The 17,736-nt window shown below is 62.9% G+C and carries 22 protein-coding genes; 8 read left to right on the plus strand and 14 right to left on the minus strand.

Going from position 1 to position 17,736, the window contains the following annotated elements:
• Nucleotides 1-163: 163 nt before the first annotated feature.
• Complete coding sequence (locus ACODSO_RS18040) at nt 164-1,195, minus strand: DICT sensory domain-containing protein (RefSeq protein ID WP_489038154.1); 1,032 nt, start codon at nt 1,193-1,195, stop codon at nt 164-166.
• Nucleotides 1,196-1,245: 50 nt separating this feature from the next.
• A complete protein-coding gene (locus tag ACODSO_RS18045) occupies nt 1,246-1,449 on the minus strand; it encodes a hypothetical protein (protein WP_489038155.1) in 204 nt (67 codons plus the stop codon).
• Between the two features lie 216 nt (nt 1,450-1,665).
• On the opposite strand from ACODSO_RS18045, the gene ACODSO_RS18050 reads away from it, so the two are divergent.
• Both ACODSO_RS18050 and ACODSO_RS18055 read left to right on the plus strand, forming a co-directional pair.
• Entirely contained in the window at nt 1,666-2,250 is a 585-nt protein-coding gene (locus ACODSO_RS18050) for a DinB family protein (RefSeq protein ID WP_489038156.1), read from the plus strand.
• 39 nt (nt 2,251-2,289) lie between these two features.
• Nucleotides 2,290-3,045 carry an SIR2 family NAD-dependent protein deacylase gene (locus ACODSO_RS18055; RefSeq protein WP_489038157.1) on the plus strand — a complete coding sequence of 252 codons (756 nt, stop codon included), beginning with the start codon at nt 2,290-2,292 and terminating at the stop codon, nt 3,043-3,045.
• Nucleotides 3,046-3,058: 13 nt separating this feature from the next.
• On the opposite strand, the gene ACODSO_RS18060 is transcribed toward ACODSO_RS18055, so the two are convergent.
• The 4 genes from ACODSO_RS18060 to ACODSO_RS18075 form a co-directional block, all read right to left on the minus strand.
• Complete coding sequence (locus tag ACODSO_RS18060; RefSeq protein WP_489038158.1) at nt 3,059-4,195, minus strand: NAD(P)/FAD-dependent oxidoreductase; 1,137 nt, start codon at nt 4,193-4,195, stop codon at nt 3,059-3,061.
• Entirely contained in the window at nt 4,192-4,776 is a 585-nt protein-coding gene (locus ACODSO_RS18065; protein ID WP_068373204.1) for a giguanylate cyclase, read from the minus strand. The genes ACODSO_RS18060 and ACODSO_RS18065 overlap by 4 nt, the downstream gene beginning before the upstream one ends.
• A 192-nt stretch (nt 4,777-4,968) precedes the next feature.
• Complete coding sequence (locus ACODSO_RS18070; protein ID WP_489038159.1) at nt 4,969-5,868, minus strand: alpha/beta hydrolase fold domain-containing protein; 900 nt, start codon at nt 5,866-5,868, stop codon at nt 4,969-4,971.
• An 86-nt stretch (nt 5,869-5,954) separates the two neighbouring features.
• Nucleotides 5,955-6,110 (minus strand): DUF6131 family protein, encoded by a 156-nt coding sequence (locus ACODSO_RS18075; protein WP_338885946.1) that lies wholly within the window; start codon nt 6,108-6,110, stop codon nt 5,955-5,957.
• Between the two features lie 333 nt (nt 6,111-6,443).
• Between ACODSO_RS18075 and ACODSO_RS18080 the strand changes: the two genes are divergently transcribed.
• Nucleotides 6,444-7,085, plus strand: a complete 642-nt coding sequence (locus ACODSO_RS18080; RefSeq protein WP_489038160.1) for a PAS and ANTAR domain-containing protein — start codon at nt 6,444-6,446, stop codon at nt 7,083-7,085.
• 11 nt (nt 7,086-7,096) lie between these two features.
• On the opposite strand, the gene ACODSO_RS18085 is transcribed toward ACODSO_RS18080, so the two are convergent.
• From ACODSO_RS18085 to speB, 5 genes are all read right to left on the minus strand, one after another.
• A complete protein-coding gene (locus ACODSO_RS18085; protein WP_068373211.1) occupies nt 7,097-7,645 on the minus strand; it encodes a Dps family protein in 549 nt (182 codons plus the stop codon).
• A 58-nt stretch (nt 7,646-7,703) separates the two neighbouring features.
• Nucleotides 7,704-8,753 (minus strand): TerC family protein, encoded by a 1,050-nt coding sequence (locus tag ACODSO_RS18090; protein ID WP_489038161.1) that lies wholly within the window; start codon nt 8,751-8,753, stop codon nt 7,704-7,706.
• Nucleotides 8,750-8,905: a hypothetical protein gene (locus ACODSO_RS18095; RefSeq protein ID WP_489038162.1), complete on the minus strand. Its 156-nt coding sequence runs from the start codon at nt 8,903-8,905 to the stop codon at nt 8,750-8,752. Before ACODSO_RS18095 ends, ACODSO_RS18090 begins: the two co-directional genes overlap by 4 nt.
• A gap of 154 nt (nt 8,906-9,059) precedes the next feature.
• Nucleotides 9,060-10,244 carry a PucR family transcriptional regulator gene (locus tag ACODSO_RS18100; protein ID WP_489038163.1) on the minus strand — a complete coding sequence of 395 codons (1,185 nt, stop codon included), beginning with the start codon at nt 10,242-10,244 and terminating at the stop codon, nt 9,060-9,062.
• A gap of 19 nt (nt 10,245-10,263) precedes the next feature.
• On the minus strand, nt 10,264-11,268 hold the full coding sequence (speB, locus tag ACODSO_RS18105) for an agmatinase (RefSeq protein WP_489038164.1): 1,005 nt from the start codon (nt 11,266-11,268) through the stop codon (nt 10,264-10,266).
• Between the two features lie 121 nt (nt 11,269-11,389).
• Between speB and ACODSO_RS18110 the strand changes: the two genes are divergently transcribed.
• From ACODSO_RS18110 to ACODSO_RS18120, 3 genes are read left to right on the plus strand one after another with little or no spacing between them, the layout of a single operon-like run.
• The gene (locus ACODSO_RS18110) at nt 11,390-11,998 is read left to right on the plus strand and encodes a helix-turn-helix domain-containing protein (RefSeq protein WP_489038165.1); all 609 of its coding nucleotides are present in this window, start codon (nt 11,390-11,392) and stop codon (nt 11,996-11,998) included.
• A gap of 1 nt (nt 11,999) precedes the next feature.
• Nucleotides 12,000-12,827 carry a carbon-nitrogen hydrolase family protein gene (locus tag ACODSO_RS18115; RefSeq protein ID WP_489038166.1) on the plus strand — a complete coding sequence of 276 codons (828 nt, stop codon included), beginning with the start codon at nt 12,000-12,002 and terminating at the stop codon, nt 12,825-12,827.
• Nucleotides 12,824-14,509, plus strand: a complete 1,686-nt coding sequence (locus ACODSO_RS18120; RefSeq protein WP_489038167.1) for a flavin monoamine oxidase family protein — start codon at nt 12,824-12,826, stop codon at nt 14,507-14,509. The genes ACODSO_RS18115 and ACODSO_RS18120 overlap by 4 nt, the downstream gene beginning before the upstream one ends.
• A gap of 87 nt (nt 14,510-14,596) precedes the next feature.
• Here ACODSO_RS18120 and ACODSO_RS18125 read toward each other — a convergent pair whose 3' ends face one another.
• A complete protein-coding gene (locus ACODSO_RS18125; protein WP_489038168.1) occupies nt 14,597-15,076 on the minus strand; it encodes an Lrp/AsnC family transcriptional regulator in 480 nt (159 codons plus the stop codon).
• Between the two features lie 4 nt (nt 15,077-15,080).
• The gene (locus tag ACODSO_RS18130) at nt 15,081-16,241 is read right to left on the minus strand and encodes an NAD(P)/FAD-dependent oxidoreductase (RefSeq protein WP_489038169.1); all 1,161 of its coding nucleotides are present in this window, start codon (nt 16,239-16,241) and stop codon (nt 15,081-15,083) included.
• 45 nt (nt 16,242-16,286) lie between these two features.
• Between ACODSO_RS18130 and ACODSO_RS18135 the strand changes: the two genes are divergently transcribed.
• The gene (locus tag ACODSO_RS18135) at nt 16,287-17,069 is read left to right on the plus strand and encodes a tyrosine-protein phosphatase (protein WP_489038170.1); all 783 of its coding nucleotides are present in this window, start codon (nt 16,287-16,289) and stop codon (nt 17,067-17,069) included.
• A gap of 22 nt (nt 17,070-17,091) precedes the next feature.
• Nucleotides 17,092-17,616: a peroxiredoxin gene (locus tag ACODSO_RS18140; RefSeq protein WP_489038171.1), complete on the plus strand. Its 525-nt coding sequence runs from the start codon at nt 17,092-17,094 to the stop codon at nt 17,614-17,616.
• Here the strand turns inward: ACODSO_RS18140 and ACODSO_RS18145 are convergent.
• A complete protein-coding gene (locus tag ACODSO_RS18145; RefSeq protein WP_489038173.1) occupies nt 17,599-17,736 on the minus strand; it encodes a hypothetical protein in 138 nt (45 codons plus the stop codon). The two genes, ACODSO_RS18140 and ACODSO_RS18145, sit on opposite strands and share 18 nt — an antisense overlap.

Consider the following 17,736-nt stretch of genomic DNA (forward strand, 5'->3'; position numbering starts at 1 on the left):
TTCACTGCTGGAACTGTAACCCACCCCACCGACAAAGTCACCAATCCTGCACAGAGGCACCCCTATTCGCGGAAATCAATTCACATCCGAACCTCTTCTGTTGATGAGATGCCCGAGGCGAATGATGTAGCCGCATGAACAGTGGCTCGTCAGGGAATCGTGGCTAGGGCGCCGCGGTCGAGGGCTGTGTCGCGTTGTCGAATCGCGACAGCACTGCTCGTGCACAACGGACAACGGCTCCTCTGTCGTGGGAGACCACGTATTCGAATGTCCGGCCGAGTTCGCTTTCTCCCCAGCGCAAATCACGCGCGGACAATACGCAGCAGAAGAACTGACCCAGAACGACGACGTTCCATTCCTCGACCAACTCGTCGGAGGGATCTATGGACGAGCTGACGATGCCCGGAACCGTCACGCCGGCCATGTCGATGCCGTAAATGCCGGTGTATGCAACGTTTCCGGCCATGCGCTGCCAGCGACGTTGCGTCGGAGATGCGAATTGGCGGGCGTGTTGAAAAGTGCCGAGAACCATCGTGTCGGGCCCTGCGTCCGACGCCTGCGACTCGATCTGGCAACTCATCTCGACGAGCAGCCTCTTCGTGCTGACCGCGCTCGGCTGACCGGTCGACGCGATATCGAACGGCGATCGAGAATTGCCCGACGGCGTACTCCATGTCGGGGAAATCAGCGCATCTCGTGGACCTGCCCCGTCGACGGTGGCGGGTGGAAACAGCGCTCCGATGCCGAAGGATGCGCCCAGGGCCAGTGCCCTGGTCCGGTGCCGCTCCGAGTCGACTCCGCTGGCAACGATGACGGCGCCCGTCCTCTCCGCTTGCGCGGCGAGAACGTGCAGGGTTCGGGCGGCAGCAGTGTCCGGAGCTGCACATGTCAGCTCGGGCGCAAGAACGATGATGTCAGGTTCGATGAGGGGAAGCAGCGTCAGTGACTCGGGCCGAGTTCCTACGTCGTCGACAGCGATTCGACGGTATTGGTCCCTGGCTGTCTCCACCTGGCTGAGGATGGTCGCCGGATTGTCCACGAGAGACCGGTCGTGGACCACGTACGTTTCGGACAGTAGGTCGATTCGGCGGGGACTCGGGCACGAGGTGGTGAGTTCGGCGGCCGGAGAATGGATCGGCGCGGGTATGTCCACGGGTGCGATGCATCGGAAGGGGGACTCAGGTGTGGAGGCCATGCTGCATTTCGAATCTCGCAGTCATTTGTCCGCCTCTCTCGCGGTCGGAGCTACAGTGCAGCGGCGGCGAGACCGGCGATGCCTAGAAGCAGAGCGCCGAACATGAGGACGAGGACGTTTCCGCCTGCATCGAGAGCGACTATCGCGGCAAGAACAGTGCCGGAGACAGCTCCTACGGCCACCCGGTGATCGAGTTGGTCGACAAGGGAACGACTTCGGCCTGCATTGACGGGTGCTAGTGTCGCGTCTTCCATTGTCCTCTTCCTGCAGGCGTTGATCTATCGTGACGGATCCAGATTTCTGTCCAGCCATCCTAAGTGTCACGACTTCATAACAAGAGTAACGAATCGATAACGCCGCATGATTGCAGATGTCTTGAATGTGTTGTGATTCAACAGTAATACGCGTGTGGTCACCGTGGGCTTTCGACCCAACGGAATCGAATCGGCACCCTCTGCCAAGGTATGTGCATGACCGACTCCATGAAGACGGATCTGCACAGGTACCTGCAGCTCGGGCGGGACGCGATTCTGTGGAAGCTGGAGGGGCTCTCGGAATACGACATGCGTAGACCGATGACGCCGACCGCCACCAACCTCCTCGGCATCGTCAAACATCTCACGGCAGTCGAACTCGGCTATTTCGCGTGGACCTTCGACAGACCGTTTCCCGGCGTCGTGCCGTGGGCCGAGGACGGCGCCGAACTCAACTCGGACATGTGGGCGACGGCGGACGAGTCGTCCGACTACGTCATCGACCTGTACCGGCAAATATGCGCGCACTCCGACGCGACGATTGCCGAGCTCCCTCTCGACGCGCAAGGCCACGTCCCGCACTGGCCCGAAGATCGTGCCACCGTCACGCTTCATCGGATCATCGTTCACGTGATCGCGGACATGGACCGCCATGCGGGGCACGCAGACATCGTTCGTGAGCTGATCGACGGTTCGGTAGGACTGACCGTCGGGAACGAGAACATGGCACCCGGTGGCGAGAAGGAGTGGCTCGACTTTCGGCGAAGGGTGGAGGACGCAGCTCGTCGCTGTGCGAAGTGATTACGTGAGAAGTCCGGGGGCCGTGGCACACTGGCGTCCATGAGCGGAATCGAGGTACCAAGCGCCGTAGTCGAACTGGCACGTTCGGCACAGAGGGTTGCCGTTCTCACCGGTGCGGGTGTGTCTGCGGAGTCCGGAATTCCCACATTTCGTGACGCTCAGACCGGTCTGTGGTCCAATTTCGATCCGGCCGATCTGGCGAGTCCCGAGGGCTGGGCGCGCGACAGCGATCTGGTGTGGGGCTGGTACCAATGGCGAGCCCAGTTGGTTCGACGGGCGGATCCCAACGCAGGTCATCTCGCGCTCACTGCGTGGCAGCAGCGCGTCCACCTCGACATTGCCACGCAGAACGTCGACGACTTGCACGAACGGGCCGGGTCGACGGTAATCGCGCACGTGCACGGCAGCCTGTTCGATCCGAGGTGTTCGGAGTGCGGACTCCATTCTCGACTGGAGCTGGAGCCGCTCGACGAGCTCACTGACCGGGTGCCACCGCCGCCGTGTCCCGACTGCGGTGGACCGATGCGTCCCGGTGCAGTCTGGTTCGGTGAGCCGCTTCCGGAAACCGAATGGACTGCGGCGGTCGATGCTGTCGAATCCGCCGACCTCGTGTTGGTGGTCGGCACGTCTGGCGTCGTCTTTCCGTTTGCTGGACTTCCCGCGATGGCTCGGAGTACCGGCGCCACAGTGGTCGAGATCAACCCGGTGGAAACAGAGATCTCCGACATGGCCGACTACCGCTGGCGCACCACTGCGGCGATCGGACTTCCAGCGCTCGTCGATTCAATCAGGTAGACAGTGTTCGCAGTCATGCGCTGAGGTACCCGGGCACCGGAGCGCCGTCGAGAAGATGCTCGACGGCTGCGCGTGCGGCCACTGGGCCGACCAGGTTTCCTGTTCCGTTGTATCCGCCGAGGGCGATGACGCCGTCGTCCACGGTGGTGCAGAGTGGGCGGCCGTCCTCGGTGAAGCCGACCGACGCCGCCCACCTCGTGGTCACCTTCACCGGGTGCCCTGCCATCGACTGCGCCACCGATTCGATGTGCCGTTGCACTGCAGCTGTCGGTTCGTCCGAGTCGGTCCATTCGTCGTCGGCGAACAGGTCGCGACCGCCGCCGACGTAGAGCCGCCCCTCGCTGTCCTGTTGCGCGTAGTCGTATCCCCAGCGGCCGTACACCGGGCACGGAAGGCGGCGCGAACGAACGGGCTCGGTCGCGAGCATCTGCAGTCTCGCCGTTCGTATTCGACCTTGTAGCTGAGGGAAAATTCTGTCGAGCTTTCCATCCACTGCGACTATCACGAACGCCGCACTCACAGAGCCGTTTCGGGTCTCGACGCAACCGGATCGAATGGACGTGACAGGGGAATGTTCGAACAGTTGGGCGCGTAGGCGGAGCTGCGAAGCAAGTCCGAGTGCGCGGCGGGCAGGGTTCATGACCGCATCGTCGGGAAGGAATATGCCCTGACCCAGTTCGTCGGCGTAGTTCTCTGCCGCGATGCCGTGCTCGCCCAGAACCCGAGCCAAGGTGCGGCAGTCGGACAACTCCGCATCGTCGGTGTTTCCGGGGAGTCCGGCGAGTCTGATGGACCCGGTCCGCCGGATGACGCTCGAACCGAGCTTGGCTTCCAGTGAATCGATCTCCTCGAGCGTCTTGCGGTACAGCTCGACAGCAACCCCGCCCCAGGACTCGAGTGCGGAATGGAGAAAGGTCGCAGGGCCACCGAGCAAGAAACCGCCGTTTCGGCCGGCGGCCCCCGCTGCGGTGCGTCCGGCGTCTATCGCGACCACGTCGAGACCACGGCAGACGAGTGCATCCACCGCTGCAAGCCCGGAACCGCCTAGTCCGACGACGCACGCGTCGGCCGTCACTGCGTCGTCCAGTACAGGTAGCCCGGCCCACGAGGACACGATCGGGTCGTCATCCCACGCCGGTCTGTTGCTCACTCGAACTCGAGCCTCATCGACCTGGCGGCGAAGTGCAGCAGGAGCACGAATCCACCGATCGACACCACTACCGGCAACCAGACCACGAAGGACATCAGCACGGCCACATCCTCGTACGCCACAACGTATATCGCGATGAAGCTCGTGGCGAGAATGCAGAACAGGACGTGAAACGCCAGCATCCACCGCTCGAAGAAGAAACCGACGAACATTCCGATCTCGATGAAGAATGCAGTCTTACCCAGGGTGATCTCGGGTGGGAAGTCGGCCACGATCGTCGCCGCGAAGATGGCGATGTTCGCGATCACCACGAACGCGAATGCCTGGTTGAGCGTCGGCCATGGTCCGACCAGCCAGAACAGTCCCATGATGTACGCCGCGATCATCGACGTCCACTGGACAGCCGTGGGGATGGGGGTCGTGGCTCCATAGCCAAATCCAATTTCCAGGGTGACGACCAGTGCCATGCTGAGAGTTGCAAGCGCGACGACCTTCTTGACGATCCCCTGCACAGCCAGGGAGGACATCAAGTCCACTCCCCATTGGTAGTGCTCTTCGGAGGACGCGACTGCACTGCTCATGTTTCACCCCTTGTCGATGTCCTGACCGATTCAAGCACAGTGATCCCGGCGCTGACCGGGTATTGCTTGGATGCGACCAGCCTCGAACTGCTCGCCCCAGCTGGAAGTGGATACTCGTAACACGTTGTGCGGGTCCAGAATTCATGGACAGAAGGCTGGTTCTCGACCCCGAGAGCAGGCCAGCTCCGACGATCAGTCGCGGGTCAGGGCGTCGGCGATCACTGCCAGTGCCCGACGGCCTTCTGGAATCGGCAGCAACGGATAGACGTGCAACATCTCCGATGCTTCGTGATAGTGCAACGGGGCACCGATCGACCGGCAGGCGTTCACAAGCGATCGGGCATCCGCGTTGGCAATATCCCGGGTACCGCTGAAGAGCAACATCGGCGCGAGACCGTGCAGATCGCCGCGAAGCGGACTGACCCGAGGGTCGTCGACCGGGAGGTCACCTCGATAGAGTTCACCGGCAAGCTTGGTTCCCGGCACCGCGAGCCATGGATCACGGGGTGCGATCTTCTCGATCTCGGGGTCGGTCATCGCGACGTCCAACCACGGCGAGATCAACACGATGTGTCCAACCGACGCGACACCAGCGTCGCGAAGTTGCTGCGCCACAGCGAGCGCCATGCCGCCGCCGGCCGAATCGCCCATGAGTACGACGTGCTCGGATCCGTACTCGATTGTCACGGACTCGGCGATCTCCGCGGCGCGTGCGACGGTCGTCGCCGCTGTCTTTGTCGGGGCCAAGGGATAGATCGGTACCACGAACGTCGTGTCCGTGGAAGCTGCGAGTTTCGCGATCGTTCGCCAATGGGTTGCGGTTATCTCGGCGATGTACGCGCCGCCGTGGAAGTACACACTCGCGCGAGTAGGCGTCGAATCACGAGGGGAGACGCGGTACACCGGCCATCCAGAGGTGTCGTCACGTGTCACCGCGACCTTGCTCGTGACCGAACGCGGCGGGTCGTACGACGCAGGCGCTGCGAGGGTCTTGTCGATCCGTGCCGATGTGCGGTCGACCGAACCGAATCGGCGTTTGGATCCTCGCAACAGTATGGCGAGGGGCATCAGACGGGCGGCAAGACTGGTCACGCCGTCACTCTTTCACGAGTTGGACGACACGAACGAGGCCCCGCACTCGAAGTGCGGGGCCTCGCCGAATGTCCACTACCTGTGGATCAATAGAAAGTCTTACGTCCGCCCACCGCGCGACCGGTTGCGCCGAGGATGGTCAGGACTGCGCCGACGACGACGAGAATGATGCCGATCGTGGTCAAGATGCTGATCGATGCAAAATAGCCGATCAGGGCGAGGATGATTCCCAGGACGATCACTGTCTTACCTTCTTTCGATTTTGGGTGTCGCTGTCGCGACATCCGCCGACCTACGTTCGTTGATCGCCGAACTCTCACTGCGTACCCGGGGCGTTCCTCGAATGGACGAAAACGCCACGACACTCCGAGTGTGGAGCGCCGGGCAATTGGAACTACCCCGACAATCCGGGTTCGAAACGTTCGCCACTACCGACATTCATGGATCGAGTAGGTATAAGTGATGCGAGCTGGTATTCCTTACTCATGCAGCGAGGGGCGCCAGGGTTGACCACGCGGCTGGACCTCCCGCCGGAGAGCCCTTTTCCGTGCACCGTGGGAACTTTCGGATTCGACATGGTGAACGGCGTGCTGTCCTGGTCGGACGCGCTGTTCGGCATCTACGGCTACGAGGTGGACGAGGTCACGCCGACGAAGGACCTGATGTTGAATGCGTGCCACTCCGACGATCGCGCCCAGGCAGCGGCCGTGATCGCGGCGACGCTCGAGTCCGGCATCGGGTGCGTCAATGCTCTCCGCATCATCACTCCGTCGAACGACGTCAGGCATATCGTCGTCGTGGGCAGTGGAACCAAGGACTCTAGCGGGGTAACGGTCGAGATATCCGGCTATGTCGTCGATGTCAGTCGAAACACGAAGACCGTCGTGGCGGAGAGCGTGAACGGCGCGGTGGAGTCGGTCGTCGCCTCGCGCGCGGTGATCGAGCAGGCGAAGGGCGCGTTGATGTTGGCATTCTGCGTCGACGCCGACACTGCGTTCGGTGTTCTGTCGTGGCAATCTCAGATGCACAACGTCAAACTGCGGTCGCTCGCGGAACAAGTGATGCTCGACCTGCACGCGTCCGATCCACTCGACGGCGACCTCCGCGCCAATGTCAGTCATCTCGTTCTCACTGCGCACGAGCGGTTACCCGGCGCCTGTACGCAGCGACAAGCGCCCCCGCCCGAGGGTGGAGGCGCTTGTCGCGATGTGTACTGAGGCTGAGTGTTTCAGCCCGCGTTGTTCGCAGCTTCGTTCTCGCTTTTCGCTCCCGACGTGGAGAGTTGACCGCCCGAGTTCTCCAGGTGCGCGCGGACGAACCAATGGAATAGCTCCAGTTGACCGCTCTGACCGATCAACAGATCCTCGGTGACCGGGTCGATGTCGCCGATCTCTTCGATCGCCTTGCGGGTATCACCGATTACGCCGACGTAGACGAGGTCCAGCGCGCCGAGGTGCTCGATGGCGGTCGCACGGCCGATCGAGTAATCGTCCCAGGTGCGTCCGTCGACGATGGTTCCTGGGGTTCCGTGGGCGGAGGAACCGAGGGTGGCGATCCGCTCTGCAATCTCGTCGGCGAATCCGCGCACTGCCTCGACCTGTGGGTCCAGCATCTCGTGGACCGAGATGAAGTTTGGCCCCACGACGTTCCAGTGAATGTGCTTGAGAGTCAGGTGCAGGTCGTTGTACGCGTTCAACCGATCTTGCAGGCGCGCGGCGATGCGTGCGCCCTCGTCGGTGCTCAATCCGGGCACGGTGTAGGAATTCGAATTGCTCATGACACACGGCTACCCGGGGTGGCTTCGTGTGAAACACCCCGGGTAGCGGACGTACGTCTTACTTCTGTTCCGAGTCCTTCGTCAGGCTCGGAGTCGCTGCGTCGACGGCACCGGCATCTGCATCTGCATCGGTACCTGTGTGCTCGGCGACAGTGGCGTCGCCTGCGTCGGATTCTTCCTTCTGCGGCTTCTTCAGGCTCAGGATGATCGAGCCTGCAAGAACTCCGATGATCACCACCAAGCTGACCACCGACGGGATTTCCGGGATGGACGTGCTGATCACCTTGTGGCTGGCCTGCAGAATCAGCTTGACGCCGATGAATCCCAGGATGATCGCAAGACCCTTGGACAGGTAGTGGAACTTGTCGAGCAGCCCGGAGAGCAGGAAGTACAGGGCGCGCAGTCCGAGGATCGCGAATGCGTTCGAGGAGTACACGATGAACGGGTCATCACTGACCGCGAGAACGGCGGGAACGCTGTCCACGGCGAAGACGAGGTCGGCTGCTTCGATGGCAACGACGACGGCGAGCAACGGAGTCGCGACACGCTTGCCGGCCTCCTTGACGAAGAACTTGGTGCCGTCGTACTCGTCGCGAACCGGGATGACCTTGCGGAGCAGTCGCACGGCGATCGACTGGCTCGGATCGTACGAGTCCTCCTCGTCCTTCATCAGCTTCCACGCGCTGTAGAGAAGAATCGCGGCGAAGACGAACAGAACGACGGTGAACTTGCTGACGATCGCCACGCCGGCCGCGAGGAAGATGCCGCGGAAGACGAGAGCGCCGATGACGCCGAAGAACAGCACTCGGTGCTGGTATTCGCGGGGGACCTTGAAGTACCCGAAGATCAGCGCGAACACGAAAAGGTTGTCGACGGACAAACTCTTCTCGAGCAGCCAGGCGGTGGTGTATTCGACGCCCGCCGTGGTGCCGAGGGTGGCGAAGACGACTCCGCCGAAGATCAGTGCGACGCCGACCCACAGTGCGCTCCACCAAGCGGCTTCCTTGAAACCGATGATGTGAGCGCCGCGGTGGGCGAGAAGGTCGATGGCCAGGAGGATGATGACGACAGCGGCAAAAGCCGCCCATGCCCATACCGGGACGTTCATCGGCGAGTGTCCTTACTCGTCAGGCGAGACCCGAGGCTCTTCAACTTGGCCTGGTTCTCGGGTTTGGTGGCGTACGCACGTGCTTGCGTAATCAGCTTCTTACCCTGTGGGCTGCGGGAGAACACCTGCAGCTTCTGTATCAATGACGCCATGAAACGGTGCTCCTTTCGAACGGCGATGTGGAGCGGCGGTCGAGCGGCCGCGATTACTCCAGTGTGCCTGTCATGAATGCGGCAGTCATCGTCGGATGTCGGACATGTATGCCCGTTTTCGATTGCCCGATCCCGGCAACCAACGGGCCGATCTTCAGTCGGCGGTCGGCCAGCCCAGAAGTCGAGCACCGTAGACAGCCGTTTGCAGCGCGAACCGCTCGCTCGGTTCGTTCACATCGTGGCCGGTCAGCTCCGCTACTCGCGCGAGGCGGTAGGTGACGGCCCGAACCGACAGGTGCATCGACCGCGCGGTCATCGCTGAGTTACCGCCGCTGCCGAAGTACGTGAACAAGGTGTCCAGTAGGGGTTCGGCTCCCCCTCTCGCCGACAGCAGCGGTGTCAACACCGTCTGCACGAGATCCGTGATCGCCGGTCGATCGTCCAACAACACTCGGTAGACAAGTAGCTCACGTGCGTCGACCACCGGCGTATCGAGCCCGAGCTTGGCTGCGAGATCGAGCGCATCGAGGGCTTCCCGATACGACGACGCAACGCCGGTCACACTGGGGCCGGTCCGTCCGACGCCGATTCTTCGGACCCACCCGGTCGAATCGTTCCGCCTTTCGGTCGCGCTGCGAACTCGATCGACAACGTATTCGACGGCGGTGCGATCAGGCGCCGCGAACACGACGACCAACCGACCTTCCTTGCTGGCGACCAGGGTTTCCGAATCGGCCTTCCGGCCTTCGACCGCCCGCTCGACGTCGGTGATCACGGCACCGCCGTCGGTGAACGGTGTCGATGCGGCCACCACGACCACGGCATGTGGGCCGCTCAGATCCAGCCCGAAGTTCTCGGCACGCCCCATCACCCCTGCGATGTCGGCACTGCCGGAGAGCAAATCGTCGACGAACTCCCGCCGCGCAGACACCTCCGCTCGAACGAGGGTCCGGCGCGCGAGCTGAAAACCCTCGGTGAGTTCGGCTACCGCATCGTCGACGGCATGCAACATGACCTCGCCCGCGGTGACGACGGCGTTCGGGTTTCGTTCCGCATCGACGACCGCCGGGAGCGTCCTCCACAACCGCCACGCCGAGGAAAGATACAGATCGAGAAGTGCGCGAAGAGCGACGCCCTGGAGCGCGGCTGCGTCGCCATGCGTACGCAGAGTGCGAAGTTGCCGCCTCGACAGTGGCCGGCCGTCGGCTACCGCAGACGTCAACACGTCGAGGAAGTCGCCCAGGAGATCGGTGGACAGTCCGCCCGCGTCCTCGGCGGCGAGATCGGCCACGCGACCTCGAGTTTCGTCGCCCGCAGTCGCAGCGGAATCAGGTGTCATCGAGCACCATGATAGGTGTTCAGCGGTTCAAGGCCAGGACCGACAGAAGTTCGTACGCGACGTGCGCCGCAGCGATACCGGTGATTTCGGCGTGGTCGTAGGCAGGAGCAACTTCGACGATGTCGGCGCCCACCACATTCAGCCCGACGAGTCCGCGCAGCGTGTTCAGCAGTTCTCGAGATGTCATGCCGCCGGCCTCTGGGGTTCCGGTACCGGGTGCATGGGCAGGGTCGAGCACGTCGATGTCGACCGAGACGTAGACGGGTCCTGTGTCCAGACGGGCCCGCATTCGATCGACGATGCTCGCAACGCCGTCGTATTCGTAGTCGTCGGACCTGATCACCTGGAAGCCGAGCACTCGGTCGTCCTCGAGGTCCTTCTCGCTGTAGAGCGGCCCGCGAATGCCGATGTGCTGTGAGCGTTCCATGTCGATCAGGCCTTCTTCGCTCGCGCGCCGGAACGGGGTCCCGTGCGTGTACGGGGCGCCGAAGTAGGTGTCCCAGGTGTCGAGATGCGCGTCGAAATGCAGCACGGCCACGGGGCCGTGATCGCGAGCCAGCGATCGGAGGATGGGGAGCGCGATCGTATGGTCACCACCGAGAGTGAGGACGGACGAGCCATCGGCGCGGAGGCCGGTGATCGCGGATTCGACGGTCGCGAGGGTTTCGGTGATGTCGAAGGGGTTGACGCCGATGTCGCCGAAATCTGCCACCTGTTGGTTGGCGAACGGTGACACCTTCAGCGCGGGGTTGTACGGACGTAGCAATTTCGACGACGCGCGAATGTGGCTCGGACCGAACCGAGCTCCCGGTCGGTAGCTGACACCGGAATCGAAAGGTACACCGAGAATGGTGACGTCGGCCCGCGACACCTCGTCGAGACGCGGAAGGCGCCCGAACGTGGTTGGCTCGGCGTAGCGCGGCACCTTGGTGGCGTCAACAGGACCAACAGGGCTGACAGGACCAACAGGGCTGGCAGAACCAACAGGGCCGGCAGGACCGGCGGGTGAATCCGGGGTGCTCATCTTCCGCTTCTTTCGTCGAAGGTGACTCGCATTCGATTGTGAGCGTCGTCGCGGTCGACCGACTTGTCAACTACTGTTTCCTCACGCGATACTCGTGGTGCACGGCGGAAGGAGGACGACGATGTCGACACCCACGGCAGCGACACCCAGAATTGGAATGCGACTCAAAGATGCGCGACGAGCGCGTTGCCTCACGCTCGACGATGTCGCAGACACGTGCGGTGTCACCAAGGGGTATCTCTCGAAACTCGAACGTGACCACGTCAACCCGTCGGTGGCGACGCTGGTACGGGTGTGCGCTGCCCTCGATCTCGAGGTCGGATCCTTGTTCGACACTGCACCTGCCGGTGAACTGGTGCGGGCAGGAGCGCTTCCTCGGGTCGCGTTCGGCGGCGAGAAGATGACCGAGTATCTGCTCACGCCGGTGGGGGAGCGCAGAATTCAGGTTCTTCTCGGAGAACTGGAGGCGGGCGGAGGTAGCGGTGCGGAAAGCTATTCCTTGCCGGTGGACGTCAATTTCGTGCATGTGCTCAGCGGTGGGTTGACCGTACGTTTCGACGGCGATGTGCCCGGCGACGTCGTAGCCGAGGAGGTAGTACTCGAATGCGGCGACGCCTTCACCTTCTCCCCGCGTCGACACCACAGCTTCGAAGCCGGTGACGCCGGTGCGCGCGTGCTCTGGGTGCTGAATCCCGCTCTACCCGAAAAGTCTTGGTCGGTCAGGGGATGACATGGCTGCCCACCTGAGAGCATCGCTGTTCCAAGGTCCGGAGTTCTCCGGCGAGACGTCAGACAACCTCGATGTGATCGCCGGCGCTGCCGAAGTTGCGTCTTCGGCCGGCGCGGACATTCTGGTCACCCCTGAGATGTCGGCCACCGGTTACGACATCGGTGAGCGCGTCCGGGTCCGTGCGGAACCTGCCGACGGTCCTATCTTCGACGCAGTGGCAGCGCTCGCGCGGCGAACGGGGGTCGCAATCGTCTACGGCTATCCGGAACTGGCCGATCGGACGAACGACAAGCCGGGCGTCTACAACTCTGTTCAGGTCGTCGGCGCCGACGGCTCCGTGTTGGCCAGGTATCGCAAGACCCACCTGTTCGGCGATCTGGACCGCACGCACTTTCTGCCCGGAGCCGAACTCGTCGTTCAGTTCCAGATGAACGGAGTAACCTGCGGCCTCCTCACGTGCTACGACGTCGAGTTTCCTGAAGCTGTTCGCGCGCACTCGGATTCCGGAACCGACTGGCTCATCGTCCCTACCGGACTCATGGTTCCCTTCGACATCGTGGCAACACACGTCGTACCGGCACGGGCGTACGAAAGCCAGCTGTTCATCGCCTACGTCAACAGGTGCGGTAGCGAGACCGATCTGCAGTATTGCGGACTCACCTGTGCCATCGGGCCCGACGGGGCCGAACTCGGTCGCGCTGGACGCAGCCAGGAGTCCATCACCGTCGACATCGACACCGCTGTGTTGGCACGGTCGAGAGCGGTCAACACCCATTTGGCCGACCGGCGGTCGGACTTGTACTCAGCAGACGGAAGAGGAAGTTCATGACCACACCGGTAACTCCGGACAGCACGTCCGCCGACGAGGACGAGCGCCCGCTGACGATGTTCGGGCCCGACTTCCCGTTCGCATACGACGACTACTTGGCTCACCCCGGCGGACTCGGCCACGTGCCGGATTCCGCGGTCGGATCGGAAGTGGCGATCATCGGCGGCGGATTGGCGGGCATGGTCACCGCCTTCGAGCTCATGAAGCTCGGCCTGAAACCGGTTGTCTACGAATCGGATCAGATCGGCGGACGCATGCGGTCGATTCCGTTCCCGGGGCACCCCGGCGTTGTCGCCGAGATGGGTGCGATGCGTTTTCCTCCGTCGTCGACGGCGCTGTTTCGCTACCTCGACATGCTCGGGCTGAGCACCGAGCCGTTCCCGAACCCACTTGCGGAGGCAACCCCCAGTACGGTCATCGACTTGAAGGGCGAAAGCCACTACGCACACGTTCTCGACGATCTCCCCGAGGTTTTCGCAGAGGTTGCCCGCGCATGGCAACGCACCTTGGAAGACCATGCCGATCTCGTTCCGCTGCAGCGGGCCATCCGTGCGCGGGACGCCGCGGCGATCAAGCGACTGTGGAACGAACTCGTCGTCCGCTTCGACGACCAGACGTTCTACGGCTTCCTTGCTGCGTCCGAGCACTTTCGGTCGTTCCGACTGCGGGAAGTCTTCGGTCAGGTCGGTTTCGGAACCGGTGGGTGGGACACCGACTATCCCAACTCGATACTGGAGATACTCCGCGTCGTGGTCACCGCGGCCGACGATCACCACCGTGGCATCGTGGGCGGGGCGCAGCAGTTGCCCGTCGGACTGTGGAACGCGGAAGTGGAATCGAAGCACTGGCCCGCCGGCACGTCGGTGGCGTCGCTGAACGGCGGGACTCCGTCGCCTCGGGTCGTGGGACTGCGGCGGACCGCCGCGGGAATCGTCGTGCGCGACAGCAGCGGCGATGAACGAACGTTCCCTTCGGCAGTGGTCACAGCTCAGAGTTGGATGCTGCTCAGCACCATCGCGTGCGACGACGACCTACTCCCGATCGATCATTGGACTGCAATCGAACGTACCCACTACATGGGGTCGACCAAGGTCTTCGTCCTCGTGGACCGACCGTTCTGGAAGGACAAGGATCCCGCGACCGGACGCGATATCGTCAGCATGACGCTGACCGATCGTATGAGCCGGGGGACGTACCTTCTCGACCAGGGTGAAGGGCAACCAGGATTGATCTGCCTGTCCTACACATGGTCCGACGATTCCTTGAAATTGCTGGCACTCGACGCGGCGGAGCGGACCGACATCGTCTTGCGTTCGCTCGAAGGAATCTACCCAGGAGTCGACTTTCGATCCCACATCGTCGGTGAACCGGTCAGCCTGTCCTGGGAGACCGAACGGGACTTCATGGGCGCCTTCAAGGCCAATCTGCCCGGCCACTACCGGTACCAGGAGCGGCTGTTCGGCCACTTCGTGCAGGACTCTTTCGAAGATCGCCACCGCGGAATCTTCCTTGCAGGTGACGACATCTCCTGGACTGCCGGATGGGCCGAGGGCGCCATCCAGACCGCGCTGAATGCGGTCTGGGGCGTCATACACCACTTCGGTGGTGCATCTGTCCCCGGCAACCCCGGGCCCGGAGACGTTTTCGGCGAGATCGCGCCTCTACGGCTCGGCGACCTCTAGCGAGTCTCGATCGACGAAACCCGTCGGTGGGTTACCGTCGAAGTAGATCGGCGCCGCGTCGGGGGCGGCGCCGGTTCGCGAGTCGAATCAGCTGGATTGCCGTCCCGAGGCCCGGTCGAGCAGGGGTTTTGTCCGATACGGGATGAGTTCGCTCATCGCTATGGACATGTTGGTCCGTTCCACTCCGGGAATCTTCAGTATCAACCCGGCGACCCTGTACAGGTCGTCTGCATCGACTGCTGCGATTCGAATGTGCATGTCCGAGGCGCCGGAGAGGCCGAAGACCTCGAGCACCTCCGGAATGGTCTCGAGGTGGTCGGTGACCTCCGAGAGCTTGTGCTGATCGACCCGAGTCGTCACGAATGCTTGCAGTGCATAGCCGAGACTTCGCGGTCGGACACGATGATCGATCGGCGTGAGAGCTTCCTTGTCCTCCCACCGGGTGAGCCGCGCCTGAACGGTGTTGCGGGACAGGCCGAGGCTGGTCGCCAGCTCTACACCGGTCGCGCGTGGCTTGTCGCACAGAGCGAGCAGCAGGCGGGCGTCGGTTCGGTCGAAATCGGTCATCGGTTCACGGTAGTGGGCCTGCGCTCGCGGCACCCGATCGGCCTGGGGCCAGGTCAGCTACTCGTAGACCACGAGCCAGCACGTCGTCGGGCACACTGTCACCGCGCACGAGGGCAGCACCGACGCGAGCGAGCGCGGCGCACGTCTGGATCCCATATCCACCCTGGCCCGCGCACCAGAAGAAGCCGTCGAGTGTGGGATCGAACCCCACCACGGGAGTTCGGTCTCCGACGAAGCTGCGCAGACCTGCCCACGAGGATTTGACGTGACGAGCCGTCAGAGTCGTTGCCTCGGCGATTGCGTCGAGCGCACGCGCGATTTCCACGTCGTCGGGTCGCGCATCGCTCGGCTCGCTCGGTGTTTCGTCGGCGGGTGAGCACAGCATCTGGTGCCCTTCCGGTTTCAGGTAGAAAGATTCGTCGAAGTCGCTCAGCGTCGGCAACGTCGTGGTGTCGAGGTGCTCGGGTGCGGCGACCATGAAGATCGTTCGACGCAAGGGGCGGAGCCCGACGCGGCAGGCACCGGCTGACTCTGCGAGCGAATCTGCCCAGGCGCCTGCGGCATCGACCACGACAGGTGCTCGACGGACGGTCCCGTCTGCGGACTCCACATGCCATAGGCCGTTCCGACGCTGGAGACTCGCGACGTTGCTCGAGGTGGCGATCACACCACCGCGGGCGCGGATGCCGCGCACGAAACCCTGGTGTAGCGCATGAACGTCGACTTCCATCGAACCTGGTTCGTACAGAGCCACATCGACATGCTCGGGACGAAGGAGAGGGAAGAGGTCTTCGGCTTCCTTCGGGGTGAGAAGCTGTGCGTCTGGCGTGAAATCGCGTACCCGAGCGAACATCGACTTCAGCGCGTCACCGCGGCCTCGTGCCGCGAATTGGAGCAGTGACCGAGGCGAGAGTAGTGCGGAGTCCCAGTGATTCGGTGGGTCGGTGAGAAAGTTCCGGCTTGCTGTGGTGAGGGCGCGAATGGCGTCGTTGCCGTACGTCTCGAGGAACAGAGCGGCCGAACGTCCGGTCGTATGGAATGCCAACGTGGATTCGCGTTCGAGCAGACACACCGACCGATCGGCGGCGAGCTCGTATCCGATCGACACGCCGGCAATTCCACCGCCGACAACGATCACGTCGAACGTAATATCTCGGTCGTCCATGTGCCTGAACACTACCGGCACCATGAGTCTGGATAGTGTGCTCACATGCGAGGAATCGAATCGACCGACCAGTTTCGGCTGTCGGGCGCGTGGAACTTTCGGGACGTCGGAGGCGCGCGTACCGCAGACGGGCAGGTCGTGCGCAGCGGGTTGCTGTTCCGGTCGTCCGAACTCAGCCGGCTCGACCCGAGAGGTGTCACGGAATTGGAGACACTCGGCGTCCGACACGTATTCGATCTGCGTGGGGAGTCGGAGATCCGACGCAGCGGCACCGACCGGGTACCTGCGAGTGTGACGGTGCACAACGTGCCCTACGAGAACCGCAAGGGTAAGAAAGCCCCGCACGAGGTCGGGGCTGCGATGGACCCGAATGCCCAACGGGAGTACATGATCCGCGCGTACACGTCCTACCCGTCGCTCGACGGTGCCCGGGCAGCCATCTATACGGTGGCGGGCGCACTGATACAGGGCGACGGTGGAGTTCTGGTCCACTGCGCTGCGGGCAAAGACCGCGCCGGATGGACTATTGCAACCGTCCTGCGGGCTGTGGGCGTCCACGAGCAAGACGTCCTCGCCGACTACATGACCAGCAACACTGCCATCGAGCCGCTCAGAGCTCATCTGCGATCGGTGTGGCCGGCCGGGCTCGACGGTTCGCCGGTCGAACTGTCCGATGCGGTCGTCGGAGTCACCGAGGCGTACTACCTGCGCGGGCTCGAGACCGTTCGGGAACTGTACGGGTCGTTCGACGGGTATCTCGAGGCGCTCGCGCTCGACCGCGTATACGTCGACAAGTTGAAGTCTGCACTGCTCGACTCGACCGATTGAATCGACACGTACCCTGACCACCATGCGCACTGGCCAAACGGCGCCGGACTTTCGGCTACCGGATCACGAAGGGACCACGCGGTCCCTCAGTGAACTGTTGGCCAAGGGTCCGGTGGTCCTGTTCTTCTATCCAGCTGCCAACAGCCCGATCTGCACTGCGGAAGCATGCCATTTTCGTGACCTGGGCCGTTCGTTCGAGATGCTCGGCGCTCAACGGGTCGGCATCAGCACCGACGCGACCGACAAGCAGTCGCATTTCGCGTTGCAGCGATCCTTCGATTTTCCCCTGCTGGCCGACTCGGATGCTTCGGTCGCGGAGCAGTTCGGGGTGCGTCGCGGCAGCTGGTTTGCCAGGCGCAGACGCAAGAAGGAAATCAAAAGCCGTTCGTCTCACGCAGCACAGCGAGGGATTATCCGGCAGCTGCTGTCAGTGAAAAGGACGACGTTCGTGATCGATCGAAATAGGGTGGTGCGACTGGTTGTGACCAGTGAGCGTGCCCATGTGCACGCTGATCGAGCGTTGGACTACTTACGCTACCTGTCCTGAATTGTTGTCCCCGCTGAAGAGCGTCGTGTAGACGGCAGGCTTCGTGTTCTCGGCAGGGGCGTCGACTGAAGAGTTGTCGACGTGGCTGAACAAAGCCTCGGTCTTCTTCGATGGTTCCAT

The organism is Rhodococcus sp. FG69, from assembly GCF_057808915.1.